This is a genomic window from Sphingobacterium griseoflavum (assembly GCF_014653155.1).
In the GTDB taxonomy this organism is placed as follows: domain Bacteria; phylum Bacteroidota; class Bacteroidia; order Sphingobacteriales; family Sphingobacteriaceae; genus Sphingobacterium; species Sphingobacterium griseoflavum.
Window position 1 is genome coordinate 1 of sequence record NZ_BNAF01000009.1, and the last position, 17,804, is coordinate 17,804.

19 protein-coding genes and 1 pseudogene are annotated in these 17,804 nt (G+C 44.6%); 14 read left to right on the top strand and 6 right to left on the bottom strand.

Annotated elements, in window-relative coordinates; all coding sequences use genetic code 11:
- The 3 genes and pseudogenes from IE165_RS12310 to IE165_RS12320 all read right to left on the bottom strand — a co-directional run.
- Window positions 1-579: pseudogene (locus IE165_RS12310) on the bottom strand (hypothetical protein); the annotation flags it as partial.
- A gap of 76 nt (window positions 580-655) precedes the next feature.
- A complete protein-coding gene (locus IE165_RS12315) occupies window positions 656-1,105 on the bottom strand; it encodes a protein-disulfide reductase DsbD domain-containing protein (RefSeq protein ID WP_189626934.1) in 450 nt (149 codons plus the stop codon).
- A 116-nt stretch (window positions 1,106-1,221) separates the two neighbouring features.
- On the bottom strand, window positions 1,222-2,028 hold the full coding sequence (locus IE165_RS12320; protein WP_308434296.1) for a biotin--[acetyl-CoA-carboxylase] ligase: 807 nt from the start codon (window positions 2,026-2,028) through the stop codon (window positions 1,222-1,224).
- 15 nt (window positions 2,029-2,043) lie between these two features.
- Between IE165_RS12320 and rsfS the strand changes: the two genes are divergently transcribed.
- The 4 genes from rsfS to IE165_RS12340 all read left to right on the top strand — a co-directional run bounded on the left by rsfS (window position 2,044) and on the right by IE165_RS12340 (window position 5,902).
- Window positions 2,044-2,418: a ribosome silencing factor gene (gene rsfS, locus IE165_RS12325; RefSeq protein WP_189626936.1), complete on the top strand. Its 375-nt coding sequence runs from the start codon at window positions 2,044-2,046 to the stop codon at window positions 2,416-2,418.
- Between the two features lie 35 nt (window positions 2,419-2,453).
- Complete coding sequence (gene ftsH / locus IE165_RS12330) at window positions 2,454-4,526, top strand: ATP-dependent zinc metalloprotease FtsH (protein WP_189626937.1); 2,073 nt, start codon at window positions 2,454-2,456, stop codon at window positions 4,524-4,526.
- Window positions 4,527-4,612: 86 nt separating this feature from the next.
- Window positions 4,613-5,260 carry a LutC/YkgG family protein gene (locus IE165_RS12335; RefSeq protein ID WP_189626938.1) on the top strand — a complete coding sequence of 216 codons (648 nt, stop codon included), beginning with the start codon at window positions 4,613-4,615 and terminating at the stop codon, window positions 5,258-5,260.
- Between the two features lie 9 nt (window positions 5,261-5,269).
- Complete coding sequence (locus IE165_RS12340) at window positions 5,270-5,902, top strand: rhomboid family intramembrane serine protease (RefSeq protein ID WP_189626939.1); 633 nt, start codon at window positions 5,270-5,272, stop codon at window positions 5,900-5,902.
- On the opposite strand, the gene IE165_RS12345 is transcribed toward IE165_RS12340, so the two are convergent.
- Window positions 5,899-7,437 carry a YifB family Mg chelatase-like AAA ATPase gene (locus tag IE165_RS12345; protein WP_189626940.1) on the bottom strand — a complete coding sequence of 513 codons (1,539 nt, stop codon included), beginning with the start codon at window positions 7,435-7,437 and terminating at the stop codon, window positions 5,899-5,901. The genes IE165_RS12340 and IE165_RS12345 overlap by 4 nt on opposite strands.
- A 215-nt stretch (window positions 7,438-7,652) precedes the next feature.
- Here IE165_RS12345 and IE165_RS12350 point away from each other — a divergent pair, with 215 nt between their 5' ends.
- From IE165_RS12350 to IE165_RS12360, 3 genes are all read left to right on the top strand, one after another.
- Window positions 7,653-7,922, top strand: coding sequence for a YtxH domain-containing protein (locus tag IE165_RS12350; protein WP_189626941.1), 270 nt, complete (start codon window positions 7,653-7,655; stop codon window positions 7,920-7,922).
- Between the two features lie 141 nt (window positions 7,923-8,063).
- A complete protein-coding gene (locus IE165_RS12355; protein ID WP_189626942.1) occupies window positions 8,064-8,483 on the top strand; it encodes a phage holin family protein in 420 nt (139 codons plus the stop codon).
- Window positions 8,458-8,973, top strand: a complete 516-nt coding sequence (locus IE165_RS12360; RefSeq protein ID WP_189626943.1) for a hypothetical protein — start codon at window positions 8,458-8,460, stop codon at window positions 8,971-8,973. The genes IE165_RS12355 and IE165_RS12360 overlap by 26 nt, the downstream gene beginning before the upstream one ends.
- On the opposite strand, the gene IE165_RS12365 is transcribed toward IE165_RS12360, so the two are convergent.
- Window positions 8,970-9,902, bottom strand: a complete 933-nt coding sequence (locus tag IE165_RS12365) for a GDP-L-fucose synthase family protein (RefSeq protein WP_189626944.1) — start codon at window positions 9,900-9,902, stop codon at window positions 8,970-8,972. The two genes, IE165_RS12360 and IE165_RS12365, sit on opposite strands and share 4 nt — an antisense overlap.
- Before the next feature lie 57 nt (window positions 9,903-9,959).
- Between IE165_RS12365 and trmB the strand changes: the two genes are divergently transcribed.
- Window positions 9,960-10,613, top strand: a complete 654-nt coding sequence (gene trmB / locus IE165_RS12370) for a tRNA (guanosine(46)-N7)-methyltransferase TrmB (RefSeq protein ID WP_189626945.1) — start codon at window positions 9,960-9,962, stop codon at window positions 10,611-10,613.
- An 18-nt stretch (window positions 10,614-10,631) separates the two neighbouring features.
- Here trmB and IE165_RS12375 read toward each other — a convergent pair whose 3' ends face one another.
- Window positions 10,632-11,360, bottom strand: a complete 729-nt coding sequence (locus IE165_RS12375) for an RDD family protein (RefSeq protein ID WP_189626946.1) — start codon at window positions 11,358-11,360, stop codon at window positions 10,632-10,634.
- 247 nt (window positions 11,361-11,607) lie between these two features.
- On the opposite strand from IE165_RS12375, the gene IE165_RS12380 reads away from it, so the two are divergent.
- The 6 genes from IE165_RS12380 to IE165_RS12405 are packed head-to-tail and all read left to right on the top strand — an operon-like array spanning window position 11,608 to window position 17,793.
- On the top strand, window positions 11,608-12,570 hold the full coding sequence (locus tag IE165_RS12380; protein WP_189626947.1) for a stage II sporulation protein M: 963 nt from the start codon (window positions 11,608-11,610) through the stop codon (window positions 12,568-12,570).
- On the top strand, window positions 12,561-13,475 hold the full coding sequence (locus IE165_RS12385; RefSeq protein ID WP_189626948.1) for an ABC transporter permease: 915 nt from the start codon (window positions 12,561-12,563) through the stop codon (window positions 13,473-13,475). The genes IE165_RS12380 and IE165_RS12385 overlap by 10 nt, the downstream gene beginning before the upstream one ends.
- Window positions 13,468-14,268, top strand: coding sequence for a DUF4129 domain-containing protein (locus tag IE165_RS12390; RefSeq protein ID WP_189626949.1), 801 nt, complete (start codon window positions 13,468-13,470; stop codon window positions 14,266-14,268). Before IE165_RS12385 ends, IE165_RS12390 begins: the two co-directional genes overlap by 8 nt.
- Window positions 14,265-15,473: a DUF4350 domain-containing protein gene (locus IE165_RS12395; RefSeq protein WP_189626950.1), complete on the top strand. Its 1,209-nt coding sequence runs from the start codon at window positions 14,265-14,267 to the stop codon at window positions 15,471-15,473. The genes IE165_RS12390 and IE165_RS12395 overlap by 4 nt, the downstream gene beginning before the upstream one ends.
- Window positions 15,470-16,465 carry an AAA family ATPase gene (locus IE165_RS12400; RefSeq protein ID WP_189626951.1) on the top strand — a complete coding sequence of 332 codons (996 nt, stop codon included), beginning with the start codon at window positions 15,470-15,472 and terminating at the stop codon, window positions 16,463-16,465. The genes IE165_RS12395 and IE165_RS12400 overlap by 4 nt, the downstream gene beginning before the upstream one ends.
- The gene (locus IE165_RS12405; protein WP_189626952.1) at window positions 16,465-17,793 is read left to right on the top strand and encodes a DUF58 domain-containing protein; all 1,329 of its coding nucleotides are present in this window, start codon (window positions 16,465-16,467) and stop codon (window positions 17,791-17,793) included. The genes IE165_RS12400 and IE165_RS12405 overlap by 1 nt, the downstream gene beginning before the upstream one ends.
- Window positions 17,794-17,804: the final 11 nt, after the last annotated feature.

Here is a 17,804-nt window from a genome sequence, read left to right on the forward strand (position 1 = left end):
CCCAAAGAAGGAGGCCGCAAAGACCAGCAGGATCAGGAAGAACAGAAAATTGAACACCCCGTTGGTGGAAAGGGCGTTGAGCGCATCGCTGCCGAAGGTAATGGAGATGAACATCCCCAGCGCGACATAGATCACAATGATGAACAGCCCATAGAGCAGGGCCTGCGACACCCCTTTGCCGCGGGAGCCCGAGCGCTTGGTGAAGAAGCTCACCGTTAGGGGCACCATCGGGAAGATGCAGGGCATGATGAAAGCGGCGAAGCCACCGATCAGGCCGGCTATAAAGATCCCCCAAAGCGATTGTTTCTCCGGTTTGCTATCCGCCGGCAGGCCGGCATCCGACAGCGATACGCTATCTTGGGCCACACTGTCCGCTTCGCCATCCGTAAAAATGAGGTCTGTTGGTACAGCCAACAAACTGTCTTCCTCTTGTATTGATGAGTTGCTGTCCGGCACTGTTCCATCTGAAAATTCGACGCCGTCTATCGAAACCAAACTATCTTGCTGAGCGAAAACAGGAGTAAGGATAGATAAAGTTAGAAGATGTAGCAGTACACTGTACTTTATTAATAAACGCATGCCTGATGGATAAAGTGCTAAAGTAAAAAAAAGGCAGTAAACATACTGCCTTTTATCGTTCTAATGTGCGCAATTACTACTTAATTGTGACGTTGAATGCATATTCGTCGGGCGGAAGGCACTGACTTTTGTCACAGGCCATAAACTCAACCACGCCTTTTACCACGGTCTGGTTTTTATTTAACTTCACTTTCTGCTGGAACGTCACCTCCTTGGTATAATAGGGCACATTCATTTTAAAGTCTTTCTCATATTTGGATTGAGGAGCTGGCGCTGCAACTTTACCATTTAGCGCAAAGTCACTAGATGATGTAAATTGAAATGTCGTCGAGATTGGTCCTCCATCGGGAACGTTCAATCCGTATATGTGCCAACCCTCTTGAATAGTGGCCTTTACAAAAACAACGGCCTCTTTACTATTGAGTTTTTTTGATGCTACGGACCACTTTACCGGGTTGTAGATCTGTGCGGCTGCGCTAAAAACCGTGCATACCACAACAGCAACTATTAAGCTTAATTTTTTCATCTGTTTAATCGCATTTTCTTTCATAGACGCAAAACTTTTTCTAAGGTTTAAAACAAAGTTAAAAAATATTTGGTAAACACCACGCAATTTCCACCCTTCCTTCTGTCACTTAAAGGTTATATTAAAAAGCTAATTTCTTTCAAGTCGAAACGTTGCAAGCCTTGCTGGAGCAGCACGGCTAGCTTTCCTTCCAAATCTACTCCTTGAATCGTACCGATGACTTCTTGGTCTTGCACCGCGAATTTGGAGGGAATGCCTCGACGATATAAATTAGCGTTGTATGAAGTTCGCAAAGCCTCCGTGTCCTGTATGTCATGCAGCTGGTAATAACGCAGAAGCTCGTACAACAGGTCAATGCAGCATTCTTCGATAACTATGGTATCCGTCCTTCCATTTTCCAATCGTATGGACGTGGCATTTTTAACGAGTTGAGGCGGGAAGTGCAGTTGATTCACGTTAATACCTATGCCAATAATAGATGCCTGAATATATTCCCCGACAAGACGGTTTTCGATCAAGATACCGCCAATCTTTCGGTCTCCAGCATAGATGTCGTTTGGCCACTTGATCAGGGTTTGTAGGCCGTATTGCCTCAATGCATATTGAATGCCTAGGCAGATAAGCATGTTTAGGCGAAAAGAGTGGCTGACATGAAGCGCCGCGGGGTTTACATGGAAGCTAAAAGTCAGGTTTTCGCCTTTGTTAGCGTGCCAGGTGCCGCCTCGCTGTCCCTTTCCTTTGGTTTGGTGTTTTGCCATAATGGCAGTGGCTTCCGGAAGTGGCTTAATATTTGACAAAAGTTCTTTCAAATAATCGTTCGTAGACGATACCTCATCTAGAACAATTAAATTTTGTCTAAGGGAAAGTCGGGAAAATGTGTTATTTTGCAAGAGAGAACATTTAAAATCGTAAATATTGTTCAAAACTAATATTTTTTAATGAGTAAAAGTACGAAAACACAGTTGTCGGGTAAACTAGCGGAGGTGGTCGTCTTGGGGATGCAGGAAAAGAAGGCACATGAGATCGTGCGATTGGATATGCGTAGTGTCAATGCAACCCTGTCAGATTATTTTGTAATTTGCCATGCCGATTCCACCATACAAGTAAATGCGATAGCAAAAAGTGTAGAAGAAGAGGTGTATAAAGCATTTGGGCAGGAGCCTTGGCACAAAGAAGGGCATGGAAATGGTGAATGGATTTTGTTAGATTTCGTGGATGTTGTCGTTCATATCTTCAAAACAGAAAAAAGAAGTCATTATGGCATAGAAGATTTGTGGGGCGATGCGCAGGCACAGTCGTATCAAAGTGCTTAAAATTTAACAGAGAAGGAAAGATATAATAGATTATAATGAAGAAAATCCCAAATAAGAAAGTGACCCCAGTTCCGCCGAAATTTAATATGATGTGGCTATGGATATTGATTATCCTTGGTTTCTTCGGGCTACAGTATTTTTTTAGCAGTGAGTCTACTAAAAAGATTACGTATGCTGAATTTGAAGAAAAGATGCTTCGTCCGGGAGATGTTGAAAAGCTTGTCGCTTTCAAGAATAACGACTTAATAGATGTTGAGGTATATATCAAGAAAGACAAACTGAGCGAAGAGAAATATAAGGATGTTGCACCTAACGCGAACTCCCTAATGTTGAGCCCTTCCGTCGGGCCTCAGTATGTATTTACGGAACCTTCTGCGGATATTTTAGATAAAAAGCTACAGGCTTCGCAAGATAGCCTACAGGCTGGCCAGCCGAAGATAGCTGTGAGCTACGAAGATCGTTCTAATCCTTGGGCCGGTTGGTTCATCTCCTTCATGCTGCCGTTGTTGATTATTGTCGCCATTTGGATGTTATTGATGCGTCGCATGGGCGGAGGCGCTGGCAGTGGCGGCGGAGCAATATTTAACATCGGTAAATCCAAAGCGCAGCTTTTCGATAAGGAATCCCAGATCAATATTACATTTAACGACGTTGCTGGGTTGGAGGAAGCGAAGACGGAGGTGATGGAAATCGTGGATTTTCTGAAAAACCCAAAAAAATATACCGATTTAGGAGGTAAGATCCCAAAGGGGGCACTGTTGGTGGGCCCTCCGGGCACAGGTAAAACGTTGCTTGCCAAAGCGGTTGCAGGTGAAGCGCAGGTTCCATTTTTCTCTTTATCCGGATCCGATTTTGTAGAAATGTTTGTCGGTGTGGGCGCTTCTCGCGTACGGGATCTATTTAAGCAAGCGAAGGAAAAAGCTCCATGTATTATTTTTATCGACGAGATTGATGCGATAGGTCGGGCGCGTGGTAAGAACTCGGTTATGGGGGGGAATGATGAGCGAGAGAACACGCTGAATCAGCTACTCGTGGAAATGGACGGTTTCGGAACGAACCTAGGCGTGATTATTTTAGCCGCTACAAACCGGCTCGATGTGTTGGATTCCGCGCTTTTGCGCCCAGGTCGGTTTGATCGACAGATCTCCATTGATAAACCTGATTTGCTGGGGCGAGAGCACATCTTCAACGTGCATTTAAAGCCGCTCAAGCTCTCCGAAGAGGTGGATGCGAAAAAGCTCTCTGCACAAACTCCAGGATTTGCTGGGGCGGAAATTGCAAACGTTTGTAACGAAGCCGCGCTTATTGCTGCCCGTAAAAACAAAAAAGCGATCGATATGCAGGATTTTCAAGATGCTGTTGATCGCGTTATTGGCGGGCTTGAAAAGAAAAATAAGATTATTTCGCCTGATGAAAAGAAAATTGTCGCTTACCACGAGGCAGGCCATGCCATAGCCGGTTGGTTTTTAGAATATGCTGACCCACTGGTTAAGGTTTCTATCGTGCCACGTGGTGTCGCAGCATTGGGTTATGCGCAGTATCTTCCAAAAGAACAGTTCCTTTATACGACGGAGCAATTGCTAGACAGCATGTGTATGACAATGGGTGGGCGCGTTGCGGAAGACATTACCTTCGGGCGGATCAGCACGGGCGCGCAAAACGATTTAGAGCGTATCACCAAGTTAGCTTATGCGATGACAGCAGTGTACGGTATGAATGATAAGGTCGGTAATGTCTCGTTTCGGGACAGTTCGGGTGACTCGCAATTCCAAAAGCCATATTCCGACCAAACCGCGGAATTGATCGACGAAGAGGTTCGTATTTTAATCTCGGCGGTGTATGAGCGTACGAGACAATTGCTGCTTGAAAAACAGGAAGGACTGATTAAGATTGCTGAAAAATTGTTAGAAAAAGAAATTTTGTTCCAAAGCGATCTAGAAGAGATTTTGGGAAAGCGGCCTTTTGAAAACCGAACGACTTATGACGAGTTCGTAAATGGTGGTGCCGATGGTGGAGGAGTTCCACAAACGGATTTACCCTTGGGTCTTCCCCCTGATACGGGAAACGGCGAGGTGAAAGCAGAAAATGAAGATGATTTCAAAGGATAACTATCTTTGGCTTTAAATATAGTATACTTCCTTCGCCTACAGCGAGGGAAGTTTCTTTACGAGGGTTTAGGTTTCGTAACGTACAGATGAATATTAGAAATACAACGGCAAAAGAACGGATGCTGAAAAAGATTCGTCAGGCTTTACTTCAGAAGAGAGACAATCCCTATTTGGATTTTGAGGACTCGCCCTTGTATAAGGATGAAGAGGAGGCGCTGGATGTCACTTTTGCCCGTGAACTGACGGAAGTCGGAGGACATTTTGTTTACTGTGATGGAGAGATTAGCGTGATTGAAAACCTGATATTACTTGCTGAGACGCTGGAAGTCACGAAAATATTTGCCTGGGAGCCAAGTATACAGAAATTGCTCGACCAATATGGTTTTCCGGTCTACACCGGCGCGCATCACTTTTCGGAAGCTGAGATGAGTATTACGAGTTGTGAGTCGCTTGTTGCGCGAAGCGGTAGCGTATTGATTGCTAATGCCGAGGGAGGCGGGAGAAAACTCGCTGCATATCCCCCGATACATGTTGTTATAGCGAAAGCTTCCCAGTTGGTGATGGATGTTAAGCATAGCCTGCGGAGGATCCAAGAGAAATACAGCGGGGTGCACCCATCCATGCTTAGATTGGTTACAGGGCCTAGTCGTTCTAAGGCAGTCGAAAATGAAATGGTTATTGGATCGCACGGATCTAAGGCGTTATATGTTTTTTTACTAGAAGATCGATTTTAAAGAAAAGCCATGATCAATAATTTATACAATACGCCAGTCGCCACTGCAATCTTTGGTTTGACACTGGTGTTTAGCCTTTATGTATTTTCCAATCCGCAATGGTTCGGCCGATGGATGCTGCATCCCTTCGGTATCTACCGCAATAAAAGTCGCTATTATACGATATTTACCAGTGGATTGATTCATAAGGACTGGATGCACCTTCTGTTCAACATGGTTACTTTTTACTATTTTGGATTCTCCTTGGAAGCTATGTTTGTGCAATTCAGTGGATCAACCGGGCATCTTCTTTTCGCATTACTATATGTGATAAGCATGGTATTAAGCGACATTCCCACCATTTTGCAGCAAAAGAACAACCCCGGTTACTATAGTCTCGGCGCCTCCGGATCTGTTTGTGCCATATTATTCAGCTTTATTCTTTTTCAACCAAAAGCACAGCTAGGTGTTTTTATGATTATACCGATGCCTGCCTATTTGTTTGCTCTCCTTTTTGTCGGATACAGCATGTGGGCTGCAAAGAAGTCGTCGGACGGCATCAATCACGATGCGCATCTTTTTGGAGCACTAACCGGTGTGCTGATCACCCTATTGATGTATCCTTGGGTGTTCAGGCATTTCATTGGGAGCTTCATAGGCTAGCCTGCCCAGTTTTCCCGATCAAGACTTCGAAAGTGAATGGCTTCTGCCAAATGTTCGTTCTGTATTTCTATGGAATCTTCCATGTCGGCGATGGTGCGCGCGACTTTCAGAATACGGTCGTAGGCCCGCGCTGATAGGCCTAGTTTTTCCATGGCCTTTTTTAGTAGTAATGTACCTTCCTCCGTTATGCGGCATACGTCTCTCGCGATTTTCGTACCCATTTGTGCGTTGCAATGAATTTGCGGCGTGTCGATGAACCTTTTCGCCTGCATCTGCCTTGCGCGTACAACACGCTCACGAATATGCATGCTTTTCTCACAAGGCGTGTCTTTCGCGAGCTCACTAAACTCCACAGGGGTCACTTCGACATGTAGGTCGATACGATCCAGCAATGGGCCAGATATTTTGCTTAAATAGCGCTGCACGACAGCACTTCCGCATATGCATTCTTTTTCCGGGTGGTTATAGTAGCCACAAGGGCAGGGGTTCATGGCAGCAATTAGCATGAAACTTGCCGGATAATCAACCGAGAACCGAGCCCTCGAGATGGTGATGCTGCGCGACTCCAGCGGCTGTCGCATCACTTCCAGTACAGACCGTTTGAACTCCGGCAGTTCGTCGAGAAACAAGACACCATGGTGCGCGAGCGAGATTTCTCCCGGCTGGGGATAGGAACCTCCACCTACCAGCGCCACATCTGATATCGTATGATGTGGTGCTCGAAATGGTCGGGTCGTCATGAGCGACGCCTGCCCCTGCAACTGTCCGGCTACCGAATGTATCTTCGTGGTTTCTATGGATTCCTGTATGGTTAGTGGTGGTAGTACTGTCGGCAAGCGCTTTGCTAACATCGTTTTGCCTGCACCTGGAGGGCCAATCAGTATGACATTGTGACCGCCCGCCGCCGCTATTTCTAAAGCCCGTTTTATATTTTCCTGTCCCCTCACATCCGCAAAATCGACATCATAATTGTTAATGTGATGAAGAAAGGCGGTGTCAATATCGATCGTAACGGGGTCTATTTTTTCTTCTGCGTTGAAAAATGAAACAATCTGTTGTAAATTACTGACGGCGAGCACCTGAATATTTTGAACAGCAGCGGCTTCCTTTGCGTTGGCTTCGGGCAAGATGATGCCTTTAAACCCATCTTTTTCGGCCTGAACCGCAACAGGTAGCGCACCCTTGATAGGCTGAATATCGCCATCCAAGGACAGTTCGCCTAAAATGAGGTAATCGTTCAGCAAGTCACCTGTCATTTGCCCAGAGGCAGCGAGTATGCCGACAGCCATAGATAGGTCATAGCCAGAACCTTCTTTTCGGATATCGGCAGGAGCCAAATTGACAACAATTTTCTGTCGCGGCATGCGAAAGCCTATCGTTGCGATCGCACTTTCTATCCGCTGCCAGCTTTCTTTAATTGCGCTATCAGGTAAACCCACGATATAATATTTGGTTCCGGTAGAGATGTGCACTTCGACGGTGATGGTAGTAGCCTCTATGCCATGGACGGCACTGCTGAAAGTTTTAACGAGCATATTGATTTACAAATGGTTGCTTTAAAGATAAAGAATAAGAAACAAAAATCAAATTTGCCGAAAAGCGCGGGGGTAAGTTTGGATGGATTTTTGTTGTTTTCCGCCTGATGCATAAAGGGCATCAAAATAGTTTTGTATTTTTAAAACGATTAGAACGATCATTTGTTAAACATATATCGTCTATATAACTTTAGCATTATTAAAAGACAAATCATATGAACGAAAATGGTAAAATAGTGACAGCGTTACTAGCAGGCTTAGCAGCTGGCGCGGTATTGGGATTGTTATTCGCACCTGAAAAAGGGTCCGAAACAAGAGATAAGATTCAGGATTCGTTGGCTGATCTGGGAGAGGCGATCAAAGAGCGCGCAGAGGAACAGCTGGATCAGCTACAGGACCTGAAAGAAAAATTGGTGTCTGTTGTTAAATCCAAAGTTTCCAAGGCAGAGTCCATCATTGACGACGAAATCGAAGAGCACGCATAGTGTAATGCAGGATAAGGGGCTGCGCAGGTAGCCCCATAAGTTTAACTTTTTTAGGGTTTGAGAGATGCAAAGCTTGGCTTTTGTTTCTGCTCGTGCAAGGTACACGATGTACGCTATCGCCCTTAATTTTGAGAGGAATTCATGGAAGAAGAAAAATTTTCGTTTAGCGGAACGTTCCAAAAAGGAAAGGAATACGTTGATACGCAGATAAAGTTGTTGAAGTTGCGAGCCCTCGCAAAGGGCTCTCGTATTGCGGGGTCGTTAGTACTTGACGTCTCCAAAGTAGTCCTTACCTTGTTTATTATATTCTTTTGTTCGTTGGCACTCGGTTTTTTTCTAGGTGAATTGCTACATAGCAATGCCTTGGGTTTTCTGCTTACGGGCGTGATTTTCTTTGTGATCTTGCTGCTCATCCGAGCTTTTGAACCGAAGCTGGAGGCTATTTTTATGAACTTGACCATAAAAAAATTGGCAAACAAGTGGGATGGCGATGAAGACGATGATGTGATTGAAGAGAAAGTTAAAACGACTATAGATGAAGAGTTCGCAAAAAATAAATAACCTACAGGATTTAAAAGCAGAGATCGCTCGCGTCAATGTGCGAAAAAGGGAGCAAGAAGCTTACCTGCTTGATCAATACGGTTTGTTGAAAAATAAAATCGAGGCTCCATTACGTTTCGTGAAAAACATGACAGCCGTTGTTCCAGGAGCCGGTATCGTAAAGGGGGTTGCCAATAACATCAGTAAGGCGATGAAAGGCAAAGACGCGGACTGGTTGACGAATGTCCTACAGATTGGAACTCCTTTGGTATTAAATTCCACGTTGCTCAAAAACGCTGGCTGGTTGAAAAAAGCGGTTGTGCTATTGGCTTCTGAAACAGCCGTAGGACAAGTTAATCAAAATAAAATCAGTTCGTTCATCAGTCGTGTTACGAGCTTTATTAAACCCAAAGGAGGCAAGAAGAAAAAGAAAAAAAATCTCCCTACAGGCTTAGTTGTCGAGGATGAAAGTCCTGACTTTGGCCTTCCAAGCAATAGTGAGACATATTAGATCGTATATCTTTCCTTGAAATCTGCATAAGCCCGCGCGATGCCATCTGCTAAATTAACTTTATGCTTCCAGCCGCGGGCGTGGATTTGGGTGACGTCCATAAGCTTTCTAGGTGTGCCATCGGGTTTGCTAGGGTCAAATGCAAGCTCGCCTTGAAAACCGACAATCTCTTTTATTAATGTGGCTAACGCGGCGATACTTAGATCTTCGCCAACGCCTACGTTGATGAATTGCGGTTCGCTGTAATGATTCATTAAAAATAGACAGGCCTCGCCGAGATCGTCGGCATAGAGAAACTCACGTAAAGGACTTCCTGTTCCCCAAATGGTCACACGCTCAGCATTTTGGATTTTTGCTTCGTGAAAACGGCGGATGAGTGCTGGAAGCACATGTGAGTTTTCTGGATGATAGTTGTCGTTTAGTCCGTATAAGTTTGTGGGCATGGCCGAGATGAAGTCGCACCCATATTGCGCACGATAGGCTTCACACATTTTTATGCCGGCAATTTTTGCAATGGCATAAGGCTCGTTCGTTGGTTCAAGGATGCCGGTCAATAGATAGTCTTCTTTTAAGGGTTGCGGTGCTAACTTCGGATAGATACAGCTGGAACCTAAAAACAATAGCTTTCTAACGTTATGCGTGTACGACTGGTGGATTACATTGTTTTGGATGGCTATATTCTCGTAAATAAAGTCTGCTCTGTAGGTATTGTTGGCCACGATGCCTCCAACCTTTGCTGCGGCAAGGAAAACATATTCGGGTTTTTCATCGTCGAAAAAGGAAGATACAGCGCGCTGGTCGCGAAGATCGAGCTCCTTCGAAGTTCTTTTGATTATATGGGTGTAGCCGGCGTTCTCCAATGTCCGAACAATTGCTGATCCCACCATTCCGCGGTGGCCAGCTACAAATATTTTAGCGTCTTTTTCCACATCAATGTATTGAATACTGCAAATATAAGGTTATTTTTGCCGACAAAACATCAAAAAATGGGTAAGGACAAGCTAAGGAAATTTGCTGAGGTTGCCACTTTTGCAAACGTTGTGCAACTGGAGGCGGGGCAAGCATTTAAGGGGAAGTGGGCGAAGGAATTTTTCAAGAACGAACATCCAGTGATTTTGGAACTTGCCTGCGGAAAAGGCGAGTACAGCGTAAACCTAGCAAAGCTTTTCCCGGATAGGAATTTTATTGGGGTAGACTATAAAGGAAACCGGATTTGGCGTGGCGCCAAAACTGCGTTGGAAGAAGGAGTAACGAATGTAGGCTTTCTTCGTATACAAATTGAAACAATACTGGATTACTTTTCCCCGAATGAGGTGCAGGAGATCTGGATTACCTTCCCGGATCCACAGCCCCAAGTCAGTAGAGAAAAAAAGCGATTGACCCATCCCCGGTTTTTAGAAAAATACAAGACGATTTTAGAGGATGCTGGTATCATGCACCTGAAAACAGATAATGATGGTTTTTACAGTTATACACTAGAACAGATTGAGGCTTTGCAATTGCATAAGACACGGGAGACGACCGATCTTTACAAGTCCGATATAGTAGATAATGTTTTGGCCATCAAAACCTATTATGAAAAAAAATATCTTGCCGATAGTAAGAATATCAACTACGTGGAGTGGACTTTTGAACAATAGCTTGTTGATAAGTAGCGACTATTTATCGCGAAATGTAAAGTAGTAGTCCTTTATGATGATATCAATAAACTCTTCGGGACGCATCTGCGGCTTGACTTGTAGCAGATCCACCAGTTTGTTGCTTAAGGCGAGGATGATATGGTAATCCTTGCGTTCGTATCCTTTTTGATACACCTCTTTGATAATGTTGGCATCCTCGTCCGAGAGTTGTACGACCTGTGGAAAGGTAACATGATGCGCCTGTGTAATCTCCGCAAATAAAGTCTGTTGGATGGCCATGTCTTGCTTGGTGTTGATCACAGCTGTATCTGCGGCGATGTCTCCAATTCGTTGCGCATTCCGGGTTGCGATGATACTGCTTATCCCGAGTGCGCCGGCGCATAGAAAAATGTCGATGATGGTGCATACCCAGCGTACAAAGTATTGATAGATGTTGGCACGTGTGCCGTCGACCTTAACAACCTTTATTTTCATGATGATCTTTCCTATAGTTTGGCCACTAAAAAAGGTCTCCATTAAAAAAGGATAGAAGAACGCTGGAAGAAGAAAAAGCATGTAGACCCCCATCATGAGCCAGTTGTCCGAAGCGTTGAAAAGGCCAATTCTGCTGAAAAAAAAGATAATAAGCAGGGCATAGCAAACAATAATAAAGTAGTCGATGGAAAACGCAATAATCCTAGAGCCCACGGAAGCAAGCTTGTACTCAAACTTGACATTTTGTGGGGTATTTATCAACAATCTGTTCATGATGGCATGTTGCTAGCGAAATTTACGGAATAGTTTTGATGTGCGCAATTGTACCGTGATAAAGATCTTTTATTATACGTATGCGTTAATCTGACAAAGCGATCGATTGACGAAATTTTCATCGCTCGCATACGTGCTGTGTCGGTTTCATTTCATCGGCTTGAATCGAAAGGTTTTCAATAACAATTTAATTGCTTTTGATAGTAAATTTTGTTAGGTTTGGTATATAAGGCTATATATCTAGAAGATGAGAGAAGCATCCTTTATTGACAGGAATAAAGAGAAGTGGGTCTTGATCGAGGAAAATTTGCGTAATAAAATGAATGTAGAGCCGGATTTATTGGCCGCTAACTATATGGAATTGACCAACGACCTCGCTTACGCACAGACCTTCTACCCTCAATCCAAAACGAAAGACTATCTGAATGGGCTAGCGATCCTAGCGCACCAGCAGCTCTATCGCGACCGAAAGTCGTCGGAAAGCCAAATCAAGAGGTTTTTACAACGCGAAATACCAGAAGCGATTTGGGAGTTGAGGCGGCCTTTGTTCTATTCCTTGCTTATTTTTTGCTTTTCCGCTGCTATTGGCTTTTTATCCGCCCATTACGATCTCGATTTCGTCCGGCTTATTCTTGGGGATCAATACGTAGACATGAGCATCAAAAATATCGAGATTGGAAATCCTGCAGGTGTTTACGCGGGGGGGAGTGAAGTAGGTTCAGCCTTGGCGATTACAATCAACAACGTACGGGTAGCCTTTTTAGCATTTGCTTATGGCATATTCTACAGCGTAGGTGCTGGTTATATCCTATTTAGCAATGGAATTATGGTGGGGGCATTTCACTACATGTTTTATCAACATGGGGTTCTCGGAGAAGCAATGTCAGCCATTTGGATACATGGTGCCATCGAGCTTTCGGTTATTGTTATCGCGGGCGGCTGCGGCCTCGCTATTGGCAACAGCATTCTTTTTCCTGGCTCGTATACCCGCTTGGCCTCCTTTAAACGAAAGATGAAGACAGCATCCAAGGTGTTGGTCAGTACCGTTCCTTTTTTTGTGCTGGCTGGATTCTTGGAAGGTTTCGTCACACGGCATTACCAAGTCTCTATTTGGCTGTGTGTACTAATCATAACGGTTTCTTTTTGGGCGATTCTGTATTTCTATCTGGTTCGACCCTATAAAATGGCGAAGATTTACGGATGGAAATAGACTTTGATTTTCAGCGGGAACGCAAACTTGGCGAAATCGTACAGGACTTCATCAACCTATTGCGGCTGGTGTTGCGGCATTTTTTTCAGACGATATTCAAGCTGGCCGTTATCCCCCTCTGCTGCATGCTGGTATTGATCTATTACGGGACGACACGCATCAACTTAAGTGCCGCAACGGGTTTTTCGCAATCGCTTGATCTCATCGGAATTGCGATGTCGGTCTTCCTCGGACTCATATTGGTGAGCATGGTTTTCTTTGGATTGGCGATCGAGTATTTCATCCTCCTAAAAAACAGCAGGAGCACCGATTTCGATTCGCGCGACGTATGGCAGGCATTTGTACAACATTTAAGCAAATACCTTACGTTTCTAGTTGTTGCTATCGTTGCGCTATTTATCCTCGTCATTCCCATTGCCGTGACGATGCTGATTTTAGCATTTATCCCTCTGGTAGGCAGTTTCGCAATAGGGATTTTAGGGACATTCGTCGGCGTTTGGTTTTTCTGTGCTTTCCTTCTGTATAGGGAAGAGTATGTTGATGCGGGAGGCAGCTTGCAAAAGGCGTTTTCCATGCTCCGTAAAAAGATCATTGATTATAGCGTGGCTGCTTACGTGGTGAGTTTTGTTTTCCAAGTGTTGATGCTGATGTTGTCTTTGATGCCGGCTCTAATCCTGGGGATTGTTGCTTACAATACCATTGGTTTTGACGATAATTTCTTTGAAAGCCCCTTCGGCAGAATGTTGGTCTCGTTTGGCGCAACATTGGTCGTTTTGCTTTATATCGTGTATTATATGTTTTCTGTGCTTGTTTATGGCATTATTTACGAGACGATTAAAGAGATAGCATTTGGCGAGAATATTTATGAAAAAATAGGACGCATAGGAGGGCAGCATAATGTATAATAGATTCTTGCCATGCTTGCTGATCCTGCTCTTGCCATTATGCTCATTCGCTCAGGATTCCATCTCGCCCAGACTCCAGCCCGATAGCCTACCCGTAATGGCCGAGGAAAAGGCAGATGATTTTTTGGCAGAGGGATACTATGATCATGTTCCCCTGTTTACCGAAATTCCCGATGTTGATACCACGATATTTGATCGTCTTTCCACAGCGTATCAGGGAGAGGAGTTTGATTATGAGCACGTACGCGAACAGCGAATCGGTTTTTTCAAAAAGGTATTCGATAGGATTGGCCGCTGGCTAGGAGGGCTTTTTCCTGATGGCAACTATTTTAAATTTTCCGATTTGGTGTATAAAATATTGGCATCATTGGCTTTGGTTGTGTTGGTGTGGATTATCTATCGCACTATTGTTTCCAGACAACGATTATTAAGTCCAGACGAAGAGGAGCGAGCGGAAGCGGATGAAATTAAGTTCGTGGAAAGGAACCTGATGGATGTCGATTTGCCCAGCTATATTGCGCAGGCTGAGAAAGACCAGGATTTTGTCAAAGCTATTCGGTACTTGAACCTCCTTAACATACAGCTGTTAGCAAGGAAGGGCTGGATAGATTGGAAACATGCTAAGTCACATGTAGAGTTGATTGCAGAGCTGACGGACGAAACCTTGAAAAAGGAATTTGCCGGAACCGTGCATATTTTTAATCGCGTGTGGTATGGTAATACTGCGATAGACGCTGCGCAGTACGGCGCCTTTTCCAGCTATTTCGTGAACTTTCAATCGAAGTGGGCATGAAGAATACCGGGAAATTGGGCATTATTCTACTGGTGTTCACCTTAGTAGCTATCGTTTTTATTGATCTAACAAAGGATAGTCAAACAGATTGGTCGCGTAGTTACGACCAACGGGATAAAATACCCTTCGGATTGTATTTCACCCGCACAGAACTCGCACAGATCTTATCGGATAGCACTACGGTAACGGATTTTAACTCGACAAATTACGATGACCTTAAGCAGTTTCTGCCGGGGAAGGAAGATGCCTGTCTGCTGTTCATCGTAAATCAGTTCTATGCGGGAAATGAATCTATTGACGAGCTTCTTTCTTACGTCGAAAGGGGCGGGGAGATCTTTATTTCATCAAATAGTCTGCCCGGCATCTTATTGGATAGCTTGGGGTTGAGCCAAACGTATTACTATCCGCAGGATTTTGGAGAAGTTATAGATGTAGGTGATCGACCTTTTGCATTGAGTAATGGGCGTCAGGCCTATTACAATGAACTGGAATATCCCGGGCTTTTCTATGGAATCGATACAATAGGCGTGCATACGGCTGGGTATTTTGAGGCTGGGAAACGGAAGTTGCCCAATTTTGTGGAGGTGAAGCGGAATAAGGGTCGTTTTCTAATTCACTTGGAACCTCTTATGTTCAGCAATTACTACATGCTACAAGAACAGAACTTTTTGTACGGCGCTGCAGCATTGAAGATGCTGGATCGTAAGCGTGTGTTTTGGTATGATGCGTTGTTCAAGGGAAGCGATACAGCCAGGACGCCTCTACGTGTGCTGCTTCAGCATGAAGGGTTGCGGCAAGCCTGGTACCTGTTGCTGTTTGGGCTATTGCTGTTTTTGCTGTTTCGGAGCAAGCGTGAGCAGATGGCCGTCCCTGTTGTCGAAGCAGAGAAAAATCTATCCAAGGAATTCGCCAGGACCATCGCAACCTTATATTACGAGCATGGTAGCGATAGCAATCTTTTGCAGAAAAAAGTAGAATATTTTCTGTACGATCTACGCAGTAAGTTCTTTATAGATACGCTACATCTGGAAGATGTAGGCTTTGCAGAAACGCTGTCCAAAAAGACAGGTGTTCCACGTGTTGATTGCGAGCGAATCGTCAACTTAGTCAACAGGTACCGGAAGATAACCTATTCTACGGACAGCGAATTGATGGACGTACACAGACAAATTGAAGATTTTAAAAGTAAAGCCAATATATTATGAGTGAACTAGCAAGTAAATATGAGCCCGATTTCGAGAATAGGATCGACTTAAGTGTGTTGCAGAAAAAGATGGACGCCGTCACCTCGGAGGTAAAGAAGGTGATTGTGGGGCAAGACGATGTTATTCGAAAGTTGCTCATCGCTATATTAGCTGGCGGCCATTCCTTGATCGAGGGGATGCCAGGTGTTGCAAAAACATTGACGGCAAAGCTGATTGCCAAGAGTGTGCAGGGCGACTTCAAACGTATACAATTTACGCCGGATCTCATGCCGTCGGATGTGACCGGATCCGCTATACTCGAATTGAAGAGCAATGAATTTCAATTTTTGCATGGCCCTATATTTGGACATATCGTCTTGATCGACGAAATAAACCGTGCACCCGCCAAGACCCAGTCTTCTCTATTTGAATGTATGTCCGAACGACAGGTAACGGTGGATGGAACAACCCATCCGGTGCCTCGACCTTTCGTCGTCTTTGCCACCCAAAATCCCATTGAGCACGAGGGAACCTATCGATTGCCTGAGGCGCAGCTCGATCGATTTCTGTTCAAAATCAATGTTGGTTATCCGGATTTGGAGGAAGAAAAGGAAATCCTGCGCGAGCATCATGCACAAAAAACGGGCAATAAGGAGGATTTGGTGCAACCTGTTGTTGGAGTTTCGGAATTGATTGATTTTCAAGAACTTGTGAAACAGCTTTATGTGCACGAAGATGTGTTTGCCTACATTGTGCAGGTGATATTCCATACCCGATCGAATCCAAATTTAAGCCTCGGGGCGTCACCCCGAGCGTCCATCGCTCTATTGGAAGCGTCCAAGGCCAGCGCAGCACTGCAGGGTCGAGATTTTATAACCCCAGATGATGTCAAGTATGTAGCACCTAATATCCTCGGACATCGGGTATTGCTGACGCCTGAAAAAGAAATGGAAGGCTTTACCAGCGACTTTATCATCAAGCAAATTGTGGATGGCATAGAAATTCCTCGGTAATGGCATTCCTTCGGAGCTTATACCTAACGAACCGTTTTTTTTACGGCATCCTTTTCCTTGCCGCTTGCTTTGTATTGGCCTTCTTTATCCGGATGTTGTTGTTGCCGGTAAGTTTACTATCTTGGGCGTTCCTTGCTTTTTGTGTGTGGGATATGGTGGTGCTATTTTTCGGAAAGGGGAAGATTGTGCTGAAACGCGACTATCCGGAAAAGCTATCCAATGGAGACGACAATGATTTATCCATTGTGGTGCAGAGCTATTTTCCCGTGGAAATTAGCGTGCGTTTGTTGGAGGAATTTCCGGAGCAATTGCAATTGCGCGACGTCGACTTTGCTTTTACCCTAATGAGCCGGCAGGAAAAGCGAATTGACTATGCCATCAGGCCTACGAGTAGAGGCTTGTATACCTTTAATCGCTGCCATGCGTTGGCCAGTCATCTCGGTTTGTTTGCTCGTAAATTCTCCCTACAGGAGCCAGTAACCATTCCCTGCTATCCATCTTTTATACAGATGCGCAAATACCAACTGTTGGCAACAACCGATCGTCTGGTGGAGCTTGGCGTAAAGCGCGTCCGAAAGATAGGTGCCACCCTCGAGTTTGATCATATCCGTGAATATGTACGGGGCGACGAATTTCGGCACCTGAACTGGAAAGCAACGGCCAAACATCAGAAATTGTTGATCAACCAATATCAGGAGGAAAAATCACAGCCTATCTATGCACTGATTGATACCGGAAGGGTAATGCGTATGCCATTTAATGGATTAACCTTACTTGATTATGCGATCAATTCAACATTGGTGCTTTGCAACGCAGCTATCCTTAAACAGGATCGAGCGGGCATGCTGACTTTCTCCAAGGATATCGGCAACCACATTCGCGCCGAAAAGCGGAATAGCCAAATGCGGCTGATCTCAGAAACGTTGTATGGCATCGAAACAGACTTTAAGGAATCTGAATTTGGAAATCTGTATGCCTTTTGTAATCGGCATATCAACAAGCGGTCGCTGTTGCTGTTATACAGCAATTTTGAAACAATGGACGCTTTGGCAAGACAAATGTCCTATCTACGTATGCTTGCAAAAACGCATATATTGGTGGTCGTGGTATTTAAAAATACGGAATTGGTCGCCATGTCCAAGGAAGATGGGTCGCGCGTGATCGATGTTTACAATCAAATTATTGCCGAAAAATTTGTGTATGAAAAAGGGCTCGTCATCCAAGAGCTGCAAAGGCAGGGCATACAGACCATATACACCGCCCCTGAGGATTTGACCATAAATGCCATTAACAAATACTTGGAGATTAAAGCTAGGGGGCTGCTTTGATGTCGTGACAG